Below are 21,305 nucleotides of genomic sequence, written 5' to 3'. Positions count from 1 at the left end.
CGTGATCGACGACGGCGTCCTCGACGGGCTCGACCTGACCCGGTTGCAGGCCGTCCTCGACGGCAAGGTCCGCGCCGCCCAGGTTCTGCACGAGGCCACCGCCCACCGCGACCTCGACGCGTTCGTGCTCTTCTCCTCCCTCGCCGGCGTCATCGGCAGCGCCGGGCAGGGCAACTACGCGGCGGCCAACGCCTATCTCGACGCGTTCGCGGCCTGGCGACGCGACCAGGGCCTGCCCGCCACCGCCATCGCCTGGGGCGCCTGGGCAGAGGACGGCATGGCCGCCGCCCTGACCGCCCGGCTCGCCCGGGGCGGGGTCGACGCGCTCCCCGCCGCCGAGGCCGTCACCGCCCTCGGCCGGCTGGTCAACACCGCCGAGCCGGCGGTCACCGTCGCCGCCGTCGACTGGGGACGCCTCGCCGCCTCCTGGGGCCGGCCCACGCCACTGATCGCCGCCCTGCCCGGGGTGCCCGCCGTGCCCACCGGTCCCGTCCGCGCCGTGGTGGTCGGCCGGTCCCTGCCGCAGCTCGCCGACCTCGTACGCACCCAGGCCGCCGTCGTGCTCGGCTACCCGGCCGGGCGGCCGCTGCCCGAGCGCACCTTCCGTGACCTCGGCTTCGACTCGCTCACCGCCGTCGAGCTGCGCAACCGGCTGACCGCCGAGACCGGTATGACCCTGCCCGCCACGCTGGTCTTCGACCACCCCACGGTCGCCGAACTCGCCGCCCACCTGCACGGCCTCACCGCCGGGCACACCACCGGCGAGGTGGTCGCCGACGGCACCGGCCGTGACCGCGAACCGATCGCCATCGTCGCGATGAGCTGCCGCTTCCCCGGCGGGGTCACCTCGCCCGAGCAGCTCTGGGATCTGCTGGCCACCGGCACCGACGCGCTGAGCCTGATGCCCGGCGAGCGCGGCTGGAACCTCGCCGAGCTGTACCACCCCGACCCCGAGCACCTCGGTACCAGCTACGTCCGGGAGGGCGGCTTCGTCGCCGGTGCCGGCGAGTTCGACCCGGCGTTCTTCGGCATCAGTCCCCGCGAGGCCCTCGCCATGGACCCGCAGCAGCGGCTGCTGCTGGAGACCACCTGGGAGGCGTTCGAGCGGGCCCGGATCGACCCGACCGCCCTGCGCGGCAGCCGCACCGGCGTGTACGTCGGCACCAACGGCCAGGACTACGGCTCGTTGCTGATGGCCACCGGGGACGTCGACGAGAACTACCTCGCCACCGGCACCTCCGCCAGCGTCATCTCCGGCCGGCTGGCGTACACCTTCGGGCTGCACGGCCCGGCCGTCACCGTCGACACGGCCTGCTCGTCGTCGCTGGTCGCGATGCACCTGGCCGCGCAGGCCCTTCAGACGGGGGAGTGCGACCTGGCCCTGGCCGGCGGCGCCACCGTGATGGCCACCCCCGGCATCTTCGTCGGCTTCTCCCGCCAGCGCGGTCTCGCCGCCGACGGCCGGTGCAAGCCGTTCGCCGGCGCCGCGGACGGCACCGGCTGGGGCGAGGGCATCGGCCTGCTGGTGCTCCAGCGGCTCTCCGACGCCCGCCGCGACGGCAACCCGGTCCTCGCCGTGCTGCGCGGCAGCGCCGTCAACCAGGACGGCGCCTCCAACGGCCTCACCGCCCCCAACGGCCCCGCCCAGCAGCGGGTGATCCGGCAGGCCCTCGCGAACGCCGGACTCACCGCCGAGCAGGTGGACGCCGTCGAGGCGCACGGCACCGGCACCACCCTCGGCGACCCGATCGAGGCGCAGGCCCTCATCGCCACGTACGGCCAGGACCGGCCCGCCGACCGGCCGTTGTGGCTCGGCTCGATCAAGTCGAACATCGGGCACACCCAGGCGGCGGCGGGCGTGGCCGGGGTGATGAAGATGGTGCTGGCGATGCGGCACGGGGTGCTGCCGCCCACGCTGCACGTGGACGAGCCCACCCCGCACGTCGACTGGACCGGCGGCAGCGTCGAGCTGCTCACCTCCGCCCGGCCGTGGGAGCCGGCCGACGGGGTACGCCGCGCCGCCGTCTCCTCGTTCGGGATCAGCGGCACCAACGTGCACACCATCCTCGAACAGGCCCCCGCCGACGAGCCGGAGCCCGGACCGGTGGCCGACGTGCCGACCGGGGAGCTGCCCTGGGTGCTCTCCGGGCGCACCGTCGACGCCCTCACCGCCCGTACCCGGGACCTGCGCGAGCACCTCGGCACAGTGGAGGACGACGCGCTCGCCGACGTCGCCTGGTCGCTGGCCGCCACCCGCGCCGCCCACGACCACCGGGCCGTCGTCTTCGCCGCCGACCGCGACGACCTGACCGCGTCCCTCGACGCGCTCGCCGCCGGCCGGCCCGGCCCGCAGACCGTCACCCGCGTCCCCGGCACGCCGGGCGAGGTCGCGTTCGTCTTCCCGGGCCAGGGATCGCAGTGGGCCGGGATGGCCGCCGAGCTGCTCGACACCGCCCCCGTCTTCGCGGAGACGTTCGCCGCCTGCGCCGAGGCGCTGCGCCCGTACGTCGACTGGTCACCGACCGACGTGGTACGCGGCGCGCCCGACGCCCCGTCGCTGGAGCGCGTCGACGTCGTGCAGCCCACCCTGTTCGCGGTCAGCGTCTCGCTCGCCGCGCTCTGGGAGTCGTACGGGGTGCGCCCCGGAGCCGTCGTCGGCCACTCCCAGGGGGAGATCGCCGCCGCGTACGTCGCCGGTGGCCTCACCCTCGACGACGCGGCGGCCGTGGTCGCGCTGCGCAGCCGGATCATCGCCGGCATCGCCGGGGACGGCGGCATGGTCTCGGTCGCCACCACCGCCGACGAGGCCACCGCGACGATCGCCCGCTGGGCCGGCCGCATCGCCCTGGCTGCCGTCAACGGACCCACCTCCGTCGTGGTCTCCGGCGACGGCGCCGCCCTCGACGAGCTCGTCGCCCACTACGAGTCCCACGAGGTGCGGGTGCGCCGCGTCCCCGTGGACTACGCCTCCCACTCCGCCCACGTCGAGCAACTGCGCGAGCAGCTCCTGGAACTGCTCGCCGGGCTGCGGCCCCGCACCGGCGAGGTCCGGTTCCGCTCCACCGTCGAGGGGGACTGGCTCGACACCGCCGCCCTCGACGCCGACTACTGGTACCGCAACCTGCGGCAGACCGTCCGCTTCGACGAGGCGGTACGCAGCCTCGTCGCCGCCGGCTACCAGACCTTCGTCGAGGTCAGCGCCCACCCCGTGCTGACGATGGCCGCGCAGGAGAGCGTCGAGCTGGCCGCCGCCGACCCGGACGCGGTCACCGTCACCGGCAGCCTGCGCCGGGGCGAGGGCGGCCTCGGCCGCTTCCTGCGCGCCCTGGCCGAGGTCTGGGCCGGAGGTACGGCCGTGGACTGGCGGCCCGCCTTCGCCGGCCTCGCCGGGCGTCGCCTCGACCTGCCCACGTACCCGTTCCAGCGGCAGCTCTACTGGCCGCAGCCGTCGACCGCGCCCGCCCCCGCGGTCGGGACCGCCGGTGCCGTGGCCGACGACGAGGTCGACGCCCGGTTCTGGGCGGCCATCGAGGCGGAGGACCTGACCGCGCTCACGGCCGAACTCTCCGCCACGACCGAGCCGAGGCCCGTCCCGGAGACGGCGTTCGCCGACGTGCTGCCGGTGCTCGCCGCCTGGCGTCGCCGGCACCGCGACCAGGCCACAGTGGACTCGTGGCGGTACCGGGACAGTTGGACGCCCGTCGCCCCCGTCGCCTCCGGCGAGCCGGCCGTCACCGGCACCTGGTGGCTGCTCACCGGCCCCGACGACACCGGCGCGGCCGAGGCCGACTTCTGCGCCGAGGCGTTGCGGCGCCACGGCGGCACCGTCGTACCGCTGGCGCTGGACGCCGACCGCACGGACCGCGCGGCGCTCGCCGCCCGGCTGCGCGACCTCGCCGACGGCGGCCCCCGCCCCGCCGGGATCGTGTCGCTGCTGCCGCTCGACGAGACGCCCGCCCCGGCGTACCCGTCCGTGCCGGTCGGCTTCGCCGGCACCGTCACCCTCGTGCAGGCGCTCGGCGACGCCGGCGTCCGCGCGCCCCTGTGGTGCCTCACCCGGGGTGCCGTCGCGACCGGCCCAGCCGACCCGCTGCCGCACCCGCTCCAGCAGCTCACCTGGGGCTTCGGCCGGGTCGCCGCGCTGGAGCACCCGGACCGCTGGGGCGGCCTCGTGGACCTGCCCGACGAGCTCGACGATGCGGCCGGCCGCCGGCTCGTGCGCGTCCTCGCCGGTGCCGACGGGGAGGACCAGGTCGCGCTGCGGTGGGCCGGCGCGTTCGGCCGGCGACTGCTGCACGCCCCGCTCGGCGACACGCCCGCCCCGCGCGCCTGGCGGCCCTCCGGCACCGCCCTGGTCACCGGCGGCACCGGCGCGCTCGGCGGGCACATGGCCCGCTGGCTCGCCGCCAACGGCGCCGCCCACCTGGTGCTGGTGAGCCGGCGCGGCCGGCAGGCCGAGGGCATCGCCGACCTCGAGGCCGAGTTGGTCGCACTGGGCGCCCGGGTGACCGTCGCCGCCTGCGACGCCGCCGACCGCTCGGCGCTCGCCGCCGTCCTCGCCGACCTGCCGTCCGAGCACCCGCTGACCACCGTCGTGCACACCGCAGCCGTGCTCGACGACTCGGTGATCAACTCGCTGACGCTGGACCAGGTCGACTACGCGCTCAGCGCGAAGGTCACCGCCGCACTGAACCTGCACGAGCTGACCCGCGAGCTGGACCTCGACGCGTTCATCCTGTTCTCGTCGATGGCCGGCACCGTCGGCAGCTCCGGCGTGGGCAACTACGCCCCCGGCAACGCGTTCCTCAACGCCCTCGCCGAGCACCGCCGCGCCCTCGGTCTGCCCGCCACCTCCATCGGTTGGGGCGCCTGGGGCGGCGGTGGCATGGCCGACGGCGAGTTCGGCCGGATGCTGCACCGCCACGGTGCACCCGAGATGCCGCCGCGGCTCGCCGTCGCGGCCCTGCACCAGGCCGTCGAGCACGACGAGACGTTCCTGACCATCTCGAACATCGCCTGGGAGCGGTTCTTCGTCGCGTTCACCGCCACCCGGCCCGGCCCGCTGATCTCGGAGATCCCCGAGGCGCAGCGGTTGCAGGCCACCAAGGGACTGGCCGAGACGAAGGAGACCGACGAGGCCGGCCCGGCCGGCGCGTTCACCCGGATGAGCGCCGCCGAGCGCCAGCAGGCGCTGCTCGACCTGGTCCGCGACCAGGCGGCCACGGTTCTCAGGTACGCCGACGGCCAGGCCGTCGACCCGCACCACGCGTTCCGCGACCTCGGCTTCGACTCGGTGACCGCGGTGGAACTGCGCAACCGGCTCGCCACCGCCACCTCGCTGCGGCTGCCGGTGACCCTGGTCTTCGACTACCCGTCGCCGACCGCGCTCGCCCGGCACCTGCACGAGGAACTGGGCGGGGAGGCCGCCGTGGCCGTCGAGGCCGCCCCGGTGGCGCTCGGCGACGACGAGCCGGTGGCCATCGTGGCCATGTCCTGCCGCTTCCCCGGTGGGGCCAACGATCCCGAGCGGTTCTGGCAGATGCTGCACGCCGGCCGCGACGCCGTGTCGGACCTCCCCGGCGATCGGGGTTGGGACGTCGAGCGCCTCTACGACCCCGACCCCTATTCCACCGGCACCTCCTACGTCCGCAGCGGCGCCTTCCTCTACGAGGCGGCGGAGTTTGATGCCGGTTTCTTCGGGATTTCCCCCCGCGAGGCGTTGGCCATGGACCCGCAGCAGCGGTTGTTGCTGGAGGTTTCGTGGGAGGCCGTCGAGCGGGCAGGGGTTGAGCCTGGGGTTCTGCGGGGTTCGCGAACAGGGGTGTTCGTGGGCACGAATGGTCAGGACTATGGGGCCCTGCTGATGGTGGCGGGGGACGAGGTGGAGGGCTTCGCGGGGACGGGCAACGCCGCGAGTGTGGTGTCGGGCCGGGTGGCGTACGCGTTGGGGTTGGAGGGGCCGGCGGTGTCGGTGGACACGGCGTGTTCGTCGTCGCTCGTGGCGTTGCACCTGGCGGTGCAGTCGCTGCGGCGTGGCGAGTGCGACCTGGCCCTCGCCGGCGGCGTGACCGTGATGGCGACGCCCGGGCTGTTCGTGGAGTTCTCCCGGCAGCGGGGCCTGGCGGCCGACGGCCGGTGCAAGGCGTTCGCGGCGGCTGCGGACGGTACGGGCTGGGGCGAGGGTGTGGGTGTGCTGCTGGTGGAGCGGCTGTCGGACGCGCGGCGCAACGGTCACGAGGTGCTGGCGATCGTGCGGGGCAGTGCCGTCAACCAGGACGGCGCGTCGAACGGCCTGACGGCGCCGAACGGTCCGTCGCAGCAGCGGGTGATCCGGCAGGCGCTGGCGTCGGCGCGGCTCTCCGCGGCCGATGTGGACGTGGTCGAGGCGCACGGCACCGGCACGACGCTGGGTGACCCGATCGAGGCGCAGGCCCTGCTCGCCACGTACGGGCAGGAGCGCGAGGAGCCGCTGCTGCTCGGCTCGGTCAAGTCGAACATCGGCCACACGCAGGCCGCCGCCGGCGTCGCCGGTGTGATCAAGATGGTGCTGGCGATGCGGGAGGGCGTGGTTCCCGCGACGCTGCACGTGGACGAGCCGTCGCCGCACATCGACTGGACCTCCGGGGCCGTCGAGCTGGCGATCGAGTCGCGGCCGTGGCCGGCCGTGGACCGGGCGCGCCGGGCGGCGGTGTCGTCGTTCGGCATCTCCGGCACGAACGCCCACGTGATCATCGAACTGCCCGAGGACCTGCCTACCGAGAGCGCGGAACCCGAGACCGCCACCGGCCGGAGCGCGGGGCTCGTGGCTTCCGACGTCGTCGTCTGGGCGGTGTCGGGGCGGACGCGGGGCGCCCTGGCCGGTCAGGCCGCCCGCCTGGCCCGGCACGTCCGCGCGCACGCCGCCATCGACACGGCGGCGGTGGGCTGGTCTCTCGCCGTCACCCGGTCGGTGTTCGACCAGCGGGCGGCTGTGGTCGGGTCGGGCATGGAGGAGTTGCTGGCGGGGCTGGACGCTCTGGCGTCGGGGTCGCCGGCGGGGAACGTCGTCGCCGGCACCGCCATGTCCCATGGCGCGGGCGCGGTGTTCGTGTTCCCGGGTCAGGGTGCGCAGTCGGCGCGGATGGCGGCGGGTCTGGTGGGTCGTGTGCCGGTGTTCGACGCGCGCCTGGCGGAGTGCCAGCGGGCGTTGGCGCCGTATCTGGACGTGGACCTGGTGTCGGTGTTGACCGGTGACGACGAGTCGTGGCTGGCGCGGGTGGAGGTCGTACAGCCGGTGCTGTGGGCCGTTGGTGTGGCGCTGGCGGCGGTGTGGCAGCACGCCGGGGTCACCCCGGCGGCGGTGGTCGGCCATTCGCAGGGCGAGATCGGTGCCGCGTGCGTGGCCGGGATTCTCTCCCTGGAGGACGCGGCGAAGGCCGTGGCGTTGCGGTCGCGGGCGCTGACGGTGCTGCGGGGCACCGGCACGATGGCGTCGATCGACCTGTCCGCCGAGGCGGTCGCCGAGCGGTTGCCGGTGTTCCCGGGCGTGGGGGTGGCGGCCGTCAACGGCCCGTCCACCGTGGTGGTGTCCGGTCCGCCGCAGCCGGTCGCCGACCTGGTGGAGGCGTGTCAGGCCGACGGGGTGCGGGCGCGGTTGATTCCGGTGGACTACGCGTCGCACTCGGCGGCGGTGCAGGAGGTCGCCGAGCGGTTGCGCGCCGACCTGGCCGACGTGACGCCGCGACAGGGCAACGTCCGGCTCGTCTCCACCCTCACCGGGGACTGGGTGGACCCGTCCTCGATGACGGCGGACTACTGGTACGACAACCTGCGGCAGACGGTGCGGTTCGACGCCGCTGTGCGGGTGGCGGTCGAGGCGGGTCACACGACGTTCGTGGAGATCTCCCCGCATCCGGTGCTGACGATGCCGGTCACGGCGATCCTGGACGACGCCGGCGTCACCGGGCACACCCTGGGCAGCCTGCGCAGGGGCGACGACGACCCGACGCGGCTGCTGACCAACCTGGCTACCGCCCACGCGATCGGCCTGCCCGTCGACCTGACGGCCGTCCTCGCCGAGACCGACGTGGTGGCACTGCCCACCTACGCCTTCGACCGGGGACGCTACTGGCCCACCGCCGTGACCGGGCAGGACGGCGCCGAGGAGACCCCGAACGGCGTCGACTCCGCGTTCTGGGCGGCCGTCGAACGCGAGGACCTGGCCGCGCTCGCGGAACTCACCGAGCAGGACGCGACGGAATCCCTGGAACGGCTGGGCGGGGCCCTGCCCGTGCTCGCCTCCTGGCGACGCCGGCAGCGCAACCGGTCCGCCCTGGACGACCTGCGCTACCGCACCGTCTGGCAGCCGTACACCGGCACGCCCGTCAGCTTCCTCCCCGGCGCCTGGTGGGTGATCGCCGACGCGCGGCACCCGGAGGAGGGCGAGGCCGCCGTCGCCGAGCTGTCCCGCCGGGGCGCCGACGTCCGGCTGGTGTCGCTGCCGGAGAACCTGACCGACCGGGCCGCCCTCACCGCACACCTGAGCGGTGTCACCCGTACCTCCGACGGCGGAACGGCTCCGGTCGACGGGGTGCTGTCCCTGCTCGCCCTCGCCGACGGCGCGGTCGACGACACCCAGCCGGTGCCGCCGTTCCTCGCCCGGTCGCTGGCGCTGATCCAGGCGCTCGGGGACCTCGACGTCGCCGCCCCGCTGTGGTGCGTCACCCGGGGCGCCGCCGGCACCACCCGGGGCGGCACCGCCGGCCGCCCGGAGCAGTCGCTGCTCTGGGGCCTCGGCCGGGTCGTGGCCCTCGAACACCCCGAGCGGTGGGGCGGCCTGGTCGACGTTCCGGCCACCCTGGACGACCACGGCTGGGACCTGCTCTGCGCCGCCCTCGCCGGCCTCGACGGCGAGGACCAGCTAGCGGTCGACGGCGCCACCGTCCTCGTCCGCCGGCTGGTACGCGCGCCCGGCGGGGAGGCACCCACCGACGAGGCCGGCTACCCGGGCACGACGCTGGTCACCGGCGGCACCGGCGCGCTCGGCGCGGAGGTGGCCCGCTGGCTGGCCGCCCGGGGCGCCGAGCACCTGATGCTCGTCAGCCGCCGCGGCGCGGACGCCCCCGGCGCCACGGCACTCGTCCGTGAGCTGACCGGGGCGGGCACCCGGGTGACCGTCGCGGCCTGCGACGTGGCCGACCGGGCCGCGCTGGCCAAGCTGCTCGACGAGGTGCCCGCCGACGCGCCGCTGACCAGCGTCGTGCACGCCGCCGGCGTGCTGGAGGACGGGGTGCTCGACGGGCTCACCCCCGACCGGCTCGCCACCGTCCTGCGACCCAAGGTGCTCGGCGCCCTGCACCTGCACGAGCTCACCCTCGGGCGGGAACTGCGCACGTTCGTGCTGTTCTCCGCGATGGCCGGCCAGCTCGGCGCCGCCGGCCAGGGCAGCTACGCCGCCGCCAACGCCTACCTCGACGCGCTCGCCGAGCAGCGGCACCGCCAGGGCCTGCCGGCCACCTCGGTCGCCTGGGGCCCCTGGACGGCCGGCGGGATGGCCGCCACCGACCAGGCCGTCGAGGAGCGCCGCCGGCGTACCGGCGTGGCCCGCCTCGACACCGCGCCCGCGCTCACGGCGCTCGCCCAGTGCGTCGCGCGGGGCGAGCCGGCGACGATGGTGACCGACATCGACTGGGCCCGCTACGTGCCCGGCTTCGTGGCCGTGCGGCCCAGCCCGCTCATCGCGGGTGTGGCCGAGGCACGGCGGGCCGTCGCCGAGCGGGCCGAGGACACCAGCGTCTCCGCGGAGTCCCTGGCCGCCCTGCTCGCCGGGCAGACCGACGCCGAACGACGCAAGACCCTGCTGGAGCTGGTACGCGGGCAGGCCGCCGCGGTGCTCGGGCACGCCTCGGCGGACGCCGTCGAGCCGGACCGGGCGTTCCGCGAACTCGGCTTCGACTCGCTGACCGCCGTGGAGCTGCGTAACCGGCTCACCGCGGCGACCGGCGTGCGGCTGCCCGCCACCGTGGTCTTCGACTACCCGACCGCCGCCGGGCTGGCCGAATACGTGCGGGCCGCGATCGTCGACGGCGGCGTGGCCGGGGTCGCACCGGTCTTCGGTGAGCTGGACAGGTTGGAAGCGGCACTCTCCGGCTCGGCGCCGGACCGCAGCGCCCGAATTCGGATCACCGAACGGCTGCGGGCGCTGCTGGCCTCCCTCAACGAGGCCGACGCCCCGGCGGACGGCGACACCGTCGCCGAGAAGCTCCAGGACGCGACGCCGGACGAGGTCTTCGACTTCATCGACCGCGAGCTGGGGATGTCCTGACGTGATCGCTGCTGTGACGACGGGTCAACACAAGGAGTGCGCGGTCCATGGCTGACGAGGCGAAGCTTCTCGACTACCTCAAGCGGGTCACCGCTGACCTGCACCAGGTGCGCCAGCGCCTGCGCGAGGTGGAGGCCGGTGAACAGGAACCGGTCGCCATCGTCTCCATGAGCTGCCGCTTCCCCGGCGGGGTGCGCTCTCCCGAGGATCTGTGGGAGGTGGTCGCGTCCGGCCGGGACGTGGTCACCGACTTCCCCGAGGACCGCGGCTGGGACCTCGGGTCGCTCTACGACAGCGACCCCGAACAGAGCGGCACGTCGTACACGCGGCAGGGCGGCTTCGTCCACGACCTGCCCGACTTCGACCCGGGCTTCTTCGCGATCTCCCCCCGCGAGGCGCTGGCGATGGACCCGCAGCAGCGCTGGCTGCTGGAGACATCGTGGGAGGCCCTGGAGCGGGCCGGCATCGACCCGCACTCGCTGCGCGGCAGCCGCACCGGCGTCTTCGCCGGCAGCACCGGCCAGGACTACGGCACCGTGCTGATGGGTGCCGCGCAGGGCCTGGAGGGGCACCTGATGACCGGCAACGCCGGCAGCGTGGTCTCCGGCCGGATCGCCTACACCTTCGGGCTGGAGGGCCCGGCGGTCACCATCGACACCGCCTGCTCGTCCTCGCTGGTCGCCCTGCACCTGGCGGGGCAGGCGCTGCGGCAGCGGGAGTGCACCCTGGCGATCGTCGCCGGGGTCACCGCCATGTGCACCCCGGCCGCCTTCGTCGAGTTCTCCCGGCAGCGCGGCCTGGCCGCCGACGGCCGCTGCAAGGCGTTCGCCGCCGCCGCCGACGGGACCGGCTGGTCCGAGGGCGTCGGCGTCCTGGTGCTGGAGCGGCTGTCGGACGCGCAGCGCAACGGCCACCCCGTCCTCGCCGTGGTGCGGGGCAGCGCCGTCAACCAGGACGGCGCCTCCAACGGCCTGAGCGCCCCGAACGGGCCGTCGCAGCAGCGGGTGATCCAGCAGGCGCTGGCCAACGCCGGCCTCGCCACCGGCGGCGTGGACGTGGTGGAGGCGCACGGCACCGGCACCCGGCTCGGCGACCCGATCGAGGCGCAGGCGCTGCTGGCCACGTACGGGCAGGACCGGGGGGACTCGGCGCCACTGCTGCTCGGGTCGGTGAAGTCGAACATCGGGCACGCCCAGGCCGCCGCCGGTGTCGCCGGTGTGATCAAGATGGTGATGGCGATGCGGCACGGCGTCGTACCGCCCACCCTGCACGTGGACGAGCCGACGCCCGAGGTGGACTGGTCGGCCGGCGAGGTGTCGCTGGTGACCGAGGCGACGCCGTGGCCGGCGGTGAGCCGGCCGCGCCGTTCGGCCGTCTCCTCGTTCGGGGTGTCCGGCACGAACGCCCACACCATCCTGGAGCAGGCTCCGGCGCCCCAGCAGTCCCCGTCGGCCGACGGCGCGTTGCTGGTCGAGCGGCCGGTCGTGCCGGTGCCGGTGTCGGCCCGGGACGCGGCCGGCCTCGCCGCGCAGGCGGGCCGCTGGGCGGCCCGGATCGCCGCCGACGAGACCCTGCGGCCCCTGGACGTGGCCTTCTCGTCGGTCACCTCCCGCTCCACCCTGGAGCACCGGGCCGTGGTCTCCGTGACCGGCCGTGAGGAGTTGCTGGCCGGGTTGCGTGCCCTGGCCGCTGGGCAGCCGTCGGGTGCGGTTGTCGTGGGCCAGGCCGGCGGTCGGGGTCCGTTGGCGGTGCTCTTCTCGGGTCAGGGTGCGCAGCGCGCCGGCATGGGCCGGGAGCTGTACGCGGAGTTCCCCGTCTTCGCCGCCGCCCTCGACGAGGCGTGCGGGCACCTGGACAGGGCCCTGCCGCGCCCCCTGCGTGAGGTGCTCTTCGCTGAGCCGGGTTCGGCTGAGGCGGAGTTGCTGGATCAGACGGTGTTCACGCAGGCGGGGTTGTTCGCGGTCGAGGTGGCGTTGTTCCGGCTGGTGGAGTCCTTCGGCGTCGCCCCCGACCTGGTCGGCGGGCACTCGATCGGCGAGGTCACGGCGGCGTACGTGGCGGGGGTGCTGTCGCTGGAGCATGCCTGTGCGTTGGTGGCGGCGCGGGGTCGGTTGATGCAGGCGCTGCCCGCCGGGGGTGGGATGCTGGCCGTGGCGGCCACCGAGGCCGACGTGGCGGCCACGCTGGACGGGCTGGCCGGAGTGGGGATCGCGGCGGTCAACGGTCCGCAGGCCGTCGTGGTCTCCGGCGCCGTTGAGGCCCTCGACGAGGTGGAGCGGGTCTGGCGGGACCGGGGTGTACGTACGCGTCGGCTCGTGGTCAGTCACGCGTTCCACAGTCCGTTGATGGAGCCGATGCTCGCCGATTTCCGGGCCGTTCTCGACGGGTTGGAGTTCGCTGCGCCGTCGCTGCCGGTGGTGTCGAACGTGACGGGTGCTCTGGCCGGCGATGAGATCTGCACGCCGGAGTATTGGGTGCGGCATGTGCGGGAGGCGGTGCGGTTCGCTGACGGGGTGACGGCGCTGCGCGCTGCTGGGGCGGACACGTTCCTGGAGGTCGGCCCGCGTAGCGTGCTGACCGCGATGGTCGGCGATGTCCTGCCCGCCGACGACGCCGTGCTGGCCGTCGCCGCGCAGCGCGCGGACCGGCCCGAGGTGCACGGGCTGCTGGCCGGGCTGGCCGAGTTGCACGTGCACGGGGTGGCGGTCGACTGGCGGCGGTGGTTCGCCGACACCGGCGCGCGGCGGGTGGACCTGCCCACGTACGCCTTCCAGCACCAGCGCTACTGGCCCGAGGCGGGCGCCGGGTGGACCGGCGACGTCACCGCCGTCGGCCTGCGCCCCGCGCAACACCCCCTGCTCGGGGCCGCCGTCGGCGTCGCGCACGCCGAGGGATTCCTGTTCACCGGCCGGCTGGCCCGGCGTACCCACCCGTGGATCTGTGACCACGTCGTCTTCGACACCGTGCTGCTGCCCGGCACGGGCTTCGTCGAACTCGCCCTCCAGGCCGGCGCGCACGTCGGCGCGGACCACGTCCGCGAACTCACCCTGGAGTCGCCGCTGATCCTGCCGGAGACCGGGGGCGTCGACATCCAGCTCTGGATCGGCCCGGCCGACGAGACCGGCTGCCGGTCCGTGTCGCTGCACTCCGCCCAGGACGGCGAGCCGGCCGAGGGCGCGGGCGAGCGGACCTGGACCCGCAACGCCAGCGGCGTGCTGGCCAGCGGCCCCGCCGCCCCGAGCGGCCCCACCGGCTGGTCCGACCTGACCACCTGGCCGCCGCCGGGCGCCACCGAGGTCGGCACCGACGACCTCTACCTGAACCTCTCCGCCCAGGGCTACGACTACGGTCCGTCCTTCATCGCCCTGCGCTCCGCGTGGCGGCGCGGCGACGACCTCTTCGCCGAGCTGGCGCTGCCCGAGGCCCCCGCCGCCGAGGCCGGCGGGTACGGCCTGCACCCGGCCCTGCTCGACGCGGCGCTGCACACCCTCGGCCTGACCACGCCGGCCGGAGAGCCTTCAGGGGCGGGCATGCCCCCGGGGTACGGCCGGCTGCCGTTCTCCTGGAACGACGTCGCCCTGCACGGCGCCGGGGCCGCGGCGGCCCGCGTCCGGGTCTCGCACACCGGCCCCGACAGCATCTCGCTGCTGCTCACCGACGTCACCGGCGCGCCCGTCATCTCCGTCGGCTCCCTGGTCCTGCGGCCGGTCTCCGCCGACCAGCTCCGCACCGCCTCCGGCGGCGGCACCGAGTCGCTCTTCCAGGTCGAGTGGGCGCCGCTCGCGCTGCCCGCCGGCCCGTCCACTGTCGACTGGGCGGTCATCGGCGACGCCGCGGCGCTCACCGACGCGGTCGCGGCCACCGACACGGCCGTGGCGGCGTACCCCGACCTGACGGCCCTGGCCACGGCGATGGACGACGGGACGGACGCGCCCGGCGTGCTGGTCCTGCCGTTGCTCGACCCACCCGCGTCGGCGGACGTGCCGCGCGCCGTCGCCGAGGCGACCCACCGGGTGCTTGCCGTACTCCAGCAGTTCCTCGCCGAGGAGCGCTACGCGGTGTCCCGGCTGGTGGTGCTGACCTCGGGCGCGGTCGCCACCGACCGGGACGCCGACCTGACCGACCTGGCCGGCGCCGCCGTGATCGGCCTGCTCCGCTCCGCCCAGTCGGAGAACCCCGACCGGTTCGTGCTCGTCGACGTCGACGACGTGGCCGGCTGTGCCGCCGCGCTCGTCCCGGCCGTCGCGACCGACGAACCGCAGGTCGTGATCCGCGCGGGTGTCGCCGCCGGCGCCCGGCTCACCCGGGTTCCCGCCCCGGCCGAGCCGCCGGCCGCCCCGTTCGACTCCGACGGCACCGTCCTGATCACCGGCGCCACCGGCACCCTCGGCCAGCTGATGAGCCGGCACCTGGTCAGCACGTACGGCGTCCGGCACCTCATCCTCACCAGCCGGCGCGGCCGCGCCGCCGGGGGCGTCGCGGAGCTCTGCGCCGAGCTGGAGGCGCTCGGCGTGAGCGTCACCGTCGCCGCCTGCGACGTCGCCGACCGCGCCGCCGTGGCCGAGCTGCTGGCCGGCATCCCGGCGGAGCACCCCCTCACCGCCGTCGTCCACGCCGCCGGCGTCCGCGACGACGGCGTCATCTCCTCGCTCACCCCCGAGCGGATGGACGGCGTGCTGCGGCCCAAGGTCGACGCCGCGTGGCACCTGCACGAGCTGACCGCCGACCTCGGCCTGAAGGCGTTCGTCTCGTACTCCTCGCTGGCCGCCACCGCAGGCGGCCCGGGCCAGGGCAACTACGCCGCCGCCAACGCGTTCCTCGACGGGCTGGCCCAGCACCGCAAGGCGCGCGGCCTCGCCGCGCTCACCCTCGCCTGGGGCCTCTGGGCCGACCGTAGCGGCATGACCACCGAGCTGGACGACGTCCACCTCAACCGGATCTCCCGCTCCGGCGTCGCCGCCATGGAGGCCGAGGAGGGGCTCGCGCTCTTCGACACGGCCTGCCGCACCACCGACGCCGCGCTCGTCCCGGCCCGGCTGGACCTCGCCGCGATGAAGGTGCAGTTCGCCGGCGGGAGCATCCCGCCGCTGTACCGGGCGCTGATCCGCACGCCCGCGCGCGCCGCCGCGGCCACCACCGGCGCGTCACTGGTGCAGCAGCTCGCCGGGCTTGGCGACGCCGAGCGGGCCGCCGCGCTGGTCGAGATCGTCCGCGGGCAGGCCGCCGCCGTGCTCGGCTACCCCGACCCGGCGGCCATCGAGCCGCGCCGGGCGTTCAGCGAGTTCGGCTTCGACTCGCTGACTGCCGTCGAGATGCGCAACCGGCTCAACAACGCCTTCGGGATGCGGCTGCCGGCCACCCTCGTCTTCGACTACCCGACCCCGCACGACCTGGCGGGCTTCCTGGGTACGGAGATCGCCGGCACCCCGGTCCCCGTGCGACCCGCGACGACCACCGTGCCGGTCGGCGACGACGAGCCCCTCGCGATCATCGGCATGGCCTGCCGGCTACCCGGCGGCGTGTGGTCGCCCGACGACCTGTGGCGGCTGGTGGTCGACGGCGTCGACGCGATCAGCGACCTGCCGACCGACCGTGGCTGGGATCTCGACAGCCTCTACAGCCCCGATCCCGACGCCCCCGGCACCTTCTACGCCCGCGGCGGCGGCTTCCTCAGCGGCGTCGACCGGTTCGACCCCGGCTTCTTCGGCATCTCGCCCCGCGAGGCCCTGGCCATGGACCCGCAGCAGCGGCTGCTGCTGGAAACCACCTGGGAGTCCTTCGAGTCCGCCGGCATCGACCCGGCCGACGTACGGGGCAGCAGCACCGGCGTCTTCGTCGGCACCAGCGGGCAGGACTACGGCTCGCTGCTCGCGTACTCGCCGGAGGCCGCCGAGGGCTACATGCTGACCGGGATGACCAGCAGCGTCATCTCCGGCCGGGTGGCGTACACGTTCGGGCTGGAGGGGCCCGCGGTGTCGCTGGACACGGCCTGCTCCTCGTCGCTGGTGGCCCTGCACTGGGCCGGTCAGGCGCTGCGGCGCGGCGAGTGCGACATGGCCCTCGCCGGTGGCGTGATGGTGATGGCCACCCCGACCGCCTTCGTCGAGTTCTCCCGGCAGCGCGGCCTGGCCGCCGACGGCCGGTGCAAGTCGTTCGCCGCGTCCGCCGACGGCACCGGCTGGTCCGAGGGCGTGGGCATGCTGCTCGTGCAGCGGCTCTCCGACGCCCGTCGGCAGGGCCGCACCGTGTACGCGGTGGTGCGCGGCTCGGCGATCAACCAGGACGGCGCCTCGAACGGGCTGACGGCGCCGAACGGTCCCTCGCAGCAGCGGGTGATCCGGCAGGCGCTGGCGTCGGCGCGGCTCTCCGCGGCCGATGTGGACGTGGTCGAGGCGCACGGCACGGGCACGACGCTCGGTGACCCGATCGAGGCGCAGGCCCTGCTGGCCACGTACGGGCGGGAGCGGCCCGCCGACCGGCCGCTGCTGCTCGGCTCGATCAAGTCGAACATCGGCCACGCCCAGGCCGCCGCCGGGGTGGCCGGTGTGATCAAGATGGTGCAGGCCATCCGGCACGGCCTCGTCCCGGCGACGCTGCACGTGGACGAGCCGTCCCCGCACATCGACTGGACCTCCGGCGCCGTCGAGCTGGCCACGGAGTCGCGGCCGTGGCCGGCGGTGGACCGGCCGCGCCGGGCGGCGGTGTCGTCGTTCGGCATCTCCGGCACGAACGCCCACGTGATCATCGAGCAGGGTGACGAGCCGGTCGACGCCGCACGCGTGGACACACGGCCCGGCCTCGTGGATTCCGGCGTCGTGGCATGGCCGCTGTCGGGGCGGTCGAGGGAAGCCCTGACCGGCCAGGCGGCCCGGCTGGCCCGGCACGTGCGCGAGCACGGCGAGGTCGATGCGGCGGCGGTGGGCTGGTCCCTGGCGACGACCCGGTCGACGTTCGACCACCGGGCGGCAGTGGTCGGGTCGAGCACGGAGGAGTTGCTGGCGGGGCTGGACGCTCTGGCGTCGGGGTCGCCGGCCGGCAACGTCGTCGCCGGCACCGCCATGTCCCATGGTGCGGGCCCGGTGTTCGTGTTCCCGGGTCAGGGTGCGCAGTCGGCGCGGATGGCGGCGGGCCTGGTGGGTCGTACGCCGGTCTTCGACGCGCGGTTGGCGGAGTGCCAGCGGGCGTTGGCGCCGTTTCTGGACGTGGACCTCGTGTCGGTTCTCACCGGTGACGACGAGTCGTGGCTGGCGCGGGTGGAGGTCGTGCAGCCGGTGCTGTGGGCCGTCGGCGTCGCCCTCGCCGCCGTGTGGCAGCACGCGGGTGTGGTTCCGGCGGCGGTGATCGGTCACTCGCAGGGCGAGATCGGCGCGGCGTGTGTGGCGGGGATCCTGTCGCTGGGGGACGCGGCGAAGGCGGTGGCGCTGCGGTCGCGGGCGCTGACGGTGCTGCGGGGCACCGGCACGATGGCGTCGATCGACCTGTCCGCCGAGGCGGTCGCCGAGCGGTTGCCGGTGTTCCCGGGCGTGGGGGTGGCGGCCGTCAACGGCCCGTCCACCGTCGTGGTGTCCGGTCCGCCGCAGCCGGTCGCCGACCTGGTGGAGGCGTGTCAGGCCGACGGGGTGCGGGCGCGGTTGATCCCGGTGGACTACGCGTCGCACTCGGCGGCGGTGCAGGAGGTCGCCGAGCGGTTGCGCGCCGATCTGGCCGACGTGACTCCGCGGCCCGGCCATGTCCGGATGGTGTCGACGTTGACCGGTGACTGGGTCGATCCGGCGTCGATGGACGCCGGTTACTGGTACGACAACCTACGGCAGACGGTGCGGTTCGACCCGGCCGTGCGGGTGGCCGTCGCCGCCGGGCACACCACGTTCGTGGAGATCTCCCCGCATCCGGTGCTGACGATGCCGGTGACGGCGATCCTGGACGACGCCGGCGTCACCGGGCACACTCTGGGCAGCCTGCGCCGCGGTGACGACGATCCGACGCGGCTGCTGACGAACCTGGCTACCGCCCACACGATCGGCCTGCCCGTCGACCTGACGACCGTCCTCGCCGAAACCGACGTGGTGGCACTGCCCACCTACGCCTTCGACCACCAGCGGTACTGGGTCGAGCCGCCGGCGCACCGGGCGCAGGACGTCAGCTCCGCCGGTCTCCAGGACGCCGGGCACCCGCTGCTCAGCGCCACGCTGACGTTCCCCGACAGCGAGCGGATGGTCTTCACCGGGCGGCTGTCGGTGCGTACCCACCCGTGGCTCGGCGAGCACCGGGTGATGGACAACATCCTGCTGCCCGGCACCGCCTTCGTGGAACTCGCCACGTACGCCGGTGCGCAGGCCGGCTGCCCGACGGTGGAGGAGTTGACGCTGCTCGCCCCGCTCGTCCTGCCCGAACTCGGCGCGCTCCAGGTGCAGCTGACGGTCGGCGACCGCGACGACGACGGGCGGCGCACCGTCCAGCTCTACTCCCGGCCCTACCGGGACGGCTCCGACGAGATCCTCGCCGACGTCGCCTGGACCTGCCACGCCACCGGCCTGCTCGGCCCGCAGCCGGCCGACGCCGCGCCCGCCTTCGACCTGGGGGTGTGGCCGCCGCCCGGCGCGACGCGCGTCGAGTCCGACGACTTCTACTCCGGCATCGAGGCGACCGTCTTCGGGTACGGGCCGGCGTTCCGGGGTCTGCATGCCGCGTGGATCCGCGACCACGAGGTCTTCGCCGAGGTCGAACTGCCCGCCGGCCACCACGCCGAGGCCGGCCGTTTCGGCGTGCACCCGGCGCTGCTGGACGGCGCGCTGCAGGCCATGTCGATCGGCGGCTTCCTCGGCCGGATGGGCGACGGCGCCGACGCCGACGTGCCCCGTCTGCCGTTCGCCTGGACCGGGGTCTCCCTGCTCGCCGCCGGGGCCACCGCCCTGCGCGTGCGCGTCGCCGCGGCCGGCGAGGTCGGCGTCTCCTTCCAGGTGGCCGACGCCACCGGCGCCCCGGTGCTGCACGTCGACTCGCTGATCATGCGCCGTGTCTCCGGGGACTCCCTCGGCGCGGCCCGCTCCGGCCGGCACGAGTCGCTGTTCCAGGTGGACTGGCCCGTGCTGCCGGTGCCCACCGGCCCCGTGCCGGCGGCCATCCGCTGGGTGGCGCTCGGCGACGACCTGGTGCTCAGCGCGGCCTGCGAGGCGGCCGGTGCCCGGGTGCGTACCGACGTCGGGCTCGACACCCTCGGCGACCTGCTCGCCGGGGGTGAGCCGGCGCCCGAGCTGGTGATCGTCCCGGTCGGCGACGCCGGGAACCCGTCCGACCCGGAGCTCGCCGCGCAGGCGCGCGCCGCCACGCACCGTACGCTCGCCGCGTTGCGGACCTGGCTCGCCGACGACCGGTTCGCCGACTCGCGGCTGGTGCTCGTCACCCGGGACGCGGTCGCGGCGGGGGAGCAGGAGCCGGTGAACCTGCGCCAGGCCCCGGTCTGGGGCCTGCTGCGCGCCGCCCAGCTCGAACACCCGGGCCGGTGCCAGCTCGTCGACCTCGACGACGCCCCGGACAGCGCCGCCGCGCTGGCCGCCGCCATCGCCTCCGGCGAGCCGCAGCTCGCCGTGCGCGACGGGCAGGTCCGCACCCCACGGCTCGGCCGGGTTCCGGCCGGTGTCGAGCCGCTGCCCGGCGGGATCGACCCGGCCGGCACCGTGCTGATCACCGGCGGCACGGGCGTGCTGGGCCGCATCCTGGCCCGCCACCTCGCCACCCGCCACGGCGTACGGCACCTGCTGCTGGCCGGACGGCGCGGCGCGGCGGCCGAGGGGATCGGCGACCTGGTCGGCGAACTCGCCGGCACCGGTACGGAGGTGACCGTCGCGGCCTGCGACGTCGCCGACCCCGATGCCCTGTCGGCGCTGCTGGCCGGGGTGCCGGCAGCGCACCCGCTCACCGCCGTGGTGCACGCCGCCGGCGTCCTCGACGACGGCGTGCTGGAGTCGATGACCCCCGAACGGGTGGACGCGGTCGCCGTGCCGAAGATCGACGCCGCTTGGCACCTGCACCGCCTCACGGCCGACGCGAACCTCGCGGCCTTCGTCCTGTTCTCGTCGGCGGCGGCCACACTGGGCAGCGCCGGCCAGTCCAACTACGCGGCGTCGAACGCCTTCCTCGACGCCCTCGCGGCGCACCGCCGGGCACGCGGCCTCGTCGGCATCTCGCTCGCCTGGGGCCTGTGGGCGCAGGCCAGCGGCATGACGGGCCACCTCGGCGACGACGACGTGCGGCGGATGGCCGAGCAGGGCGCCACCGGCCTGGCCACCGAGCAGGCGCTCAATCTCTTCGACGCCGCGTGGCGGCTCGACGCGGCAGCCGTCCTGCCGATGCGCCTGGACGTCGGGACGCTGCGCGGGCAGGCGGAGACCGGCACCCTCGCGCCCATGCTCCGGGCCCTGGTCCGGGTGCCGCTGCGACGCTCCATGGACGCCACCGGTGCCCGCTCGGGCGGCGTGCAGCTCGGCCGGCGGCTCGCCGGACTGGCCGCCCCGGAGCGGCTCAAGGTGGTGCTCGACGTGGTACGCGCGAACATCGCCGCCGTCCTCGGCCACGCCGGCTCGGACGCGGTCGACCCGAACCGGCTCTTCACCGACCTGGGCTTCGACTCGCTCACCGCCGTCGACCTGCGCAACCGGCTCAACAGCCTGTCCGGCCTGCGGCTGCCGGCGACGCTCGTGTTCGACTACCCGACGCCGACGGCGCTCGCCGAGAAGCTGACGAGCGAGATCGCCGCCGACGCGGCGCCCTCCACCCAGCCGCTCTTCCAGGGCATCGACACGGTGGAGAGCCTGCTCACCGCCATCCCGCTCGACCCGGCGGCCCGCGCCCGGTTCACCGCCCGGATGCAGGACCTGCTCGCCAAGGCGTCCGACCTGGCGGCCGGGCCCGCCGTCGAACCGGACCGACCAGACCTCGACTCGGCCAGCGACGACGAGATCTTCGACTTCATCAGCAAAGAGTTTGGAATCTCCTGAGATGA

General features: G+C 75.2%; 2 protein-coding genes. Both read left to right on the top strand.

Annotated features, from left to right (window positions below; all coding sequences use genetic code 11):
* On the top strand, positions 1-10,303 hold a 10,303-nt coding region (locus tag ACPCK6_RS15830), incomplete at its 5' end, for a type I polyketide synthase (RefSeq protein ID WP_423481477.1).
* A 47-nt stretch (positions 10,304-10,350) separates the two neighbouring features.
* The gene (locus ACPCK6_RS15825; RefSeq protein ID WP_423481476.1) at positions 10,351-21,300 is read left to right on the top strand and encodes a type I polyketide synthase; all 10,950 of its coding nucleotides are present in this window, start codon (positions 10,351-10,353) and stop codon (positions 21,298-21,300) included.
* Positions 21,301-21,305 lie beyond the last annotated feature (5 nt).

The sequence above is a fragment of the Micromonospora sp. AB353 genome, assembly GCF_049538395.1.
In the GTDB taxonomy this organism is placed as follows: domain Bacteria; phylum Actinomycetota; class Actinomycetes; order Mycobacteriales; family Micromonosporaceae; genus Micromonospora; species Micromonospora aurantiaca.
Note: the sequence above shows the minus strand (reverse complement) of the source record. Positions and strands in the feature narration are given on the sequence as shown.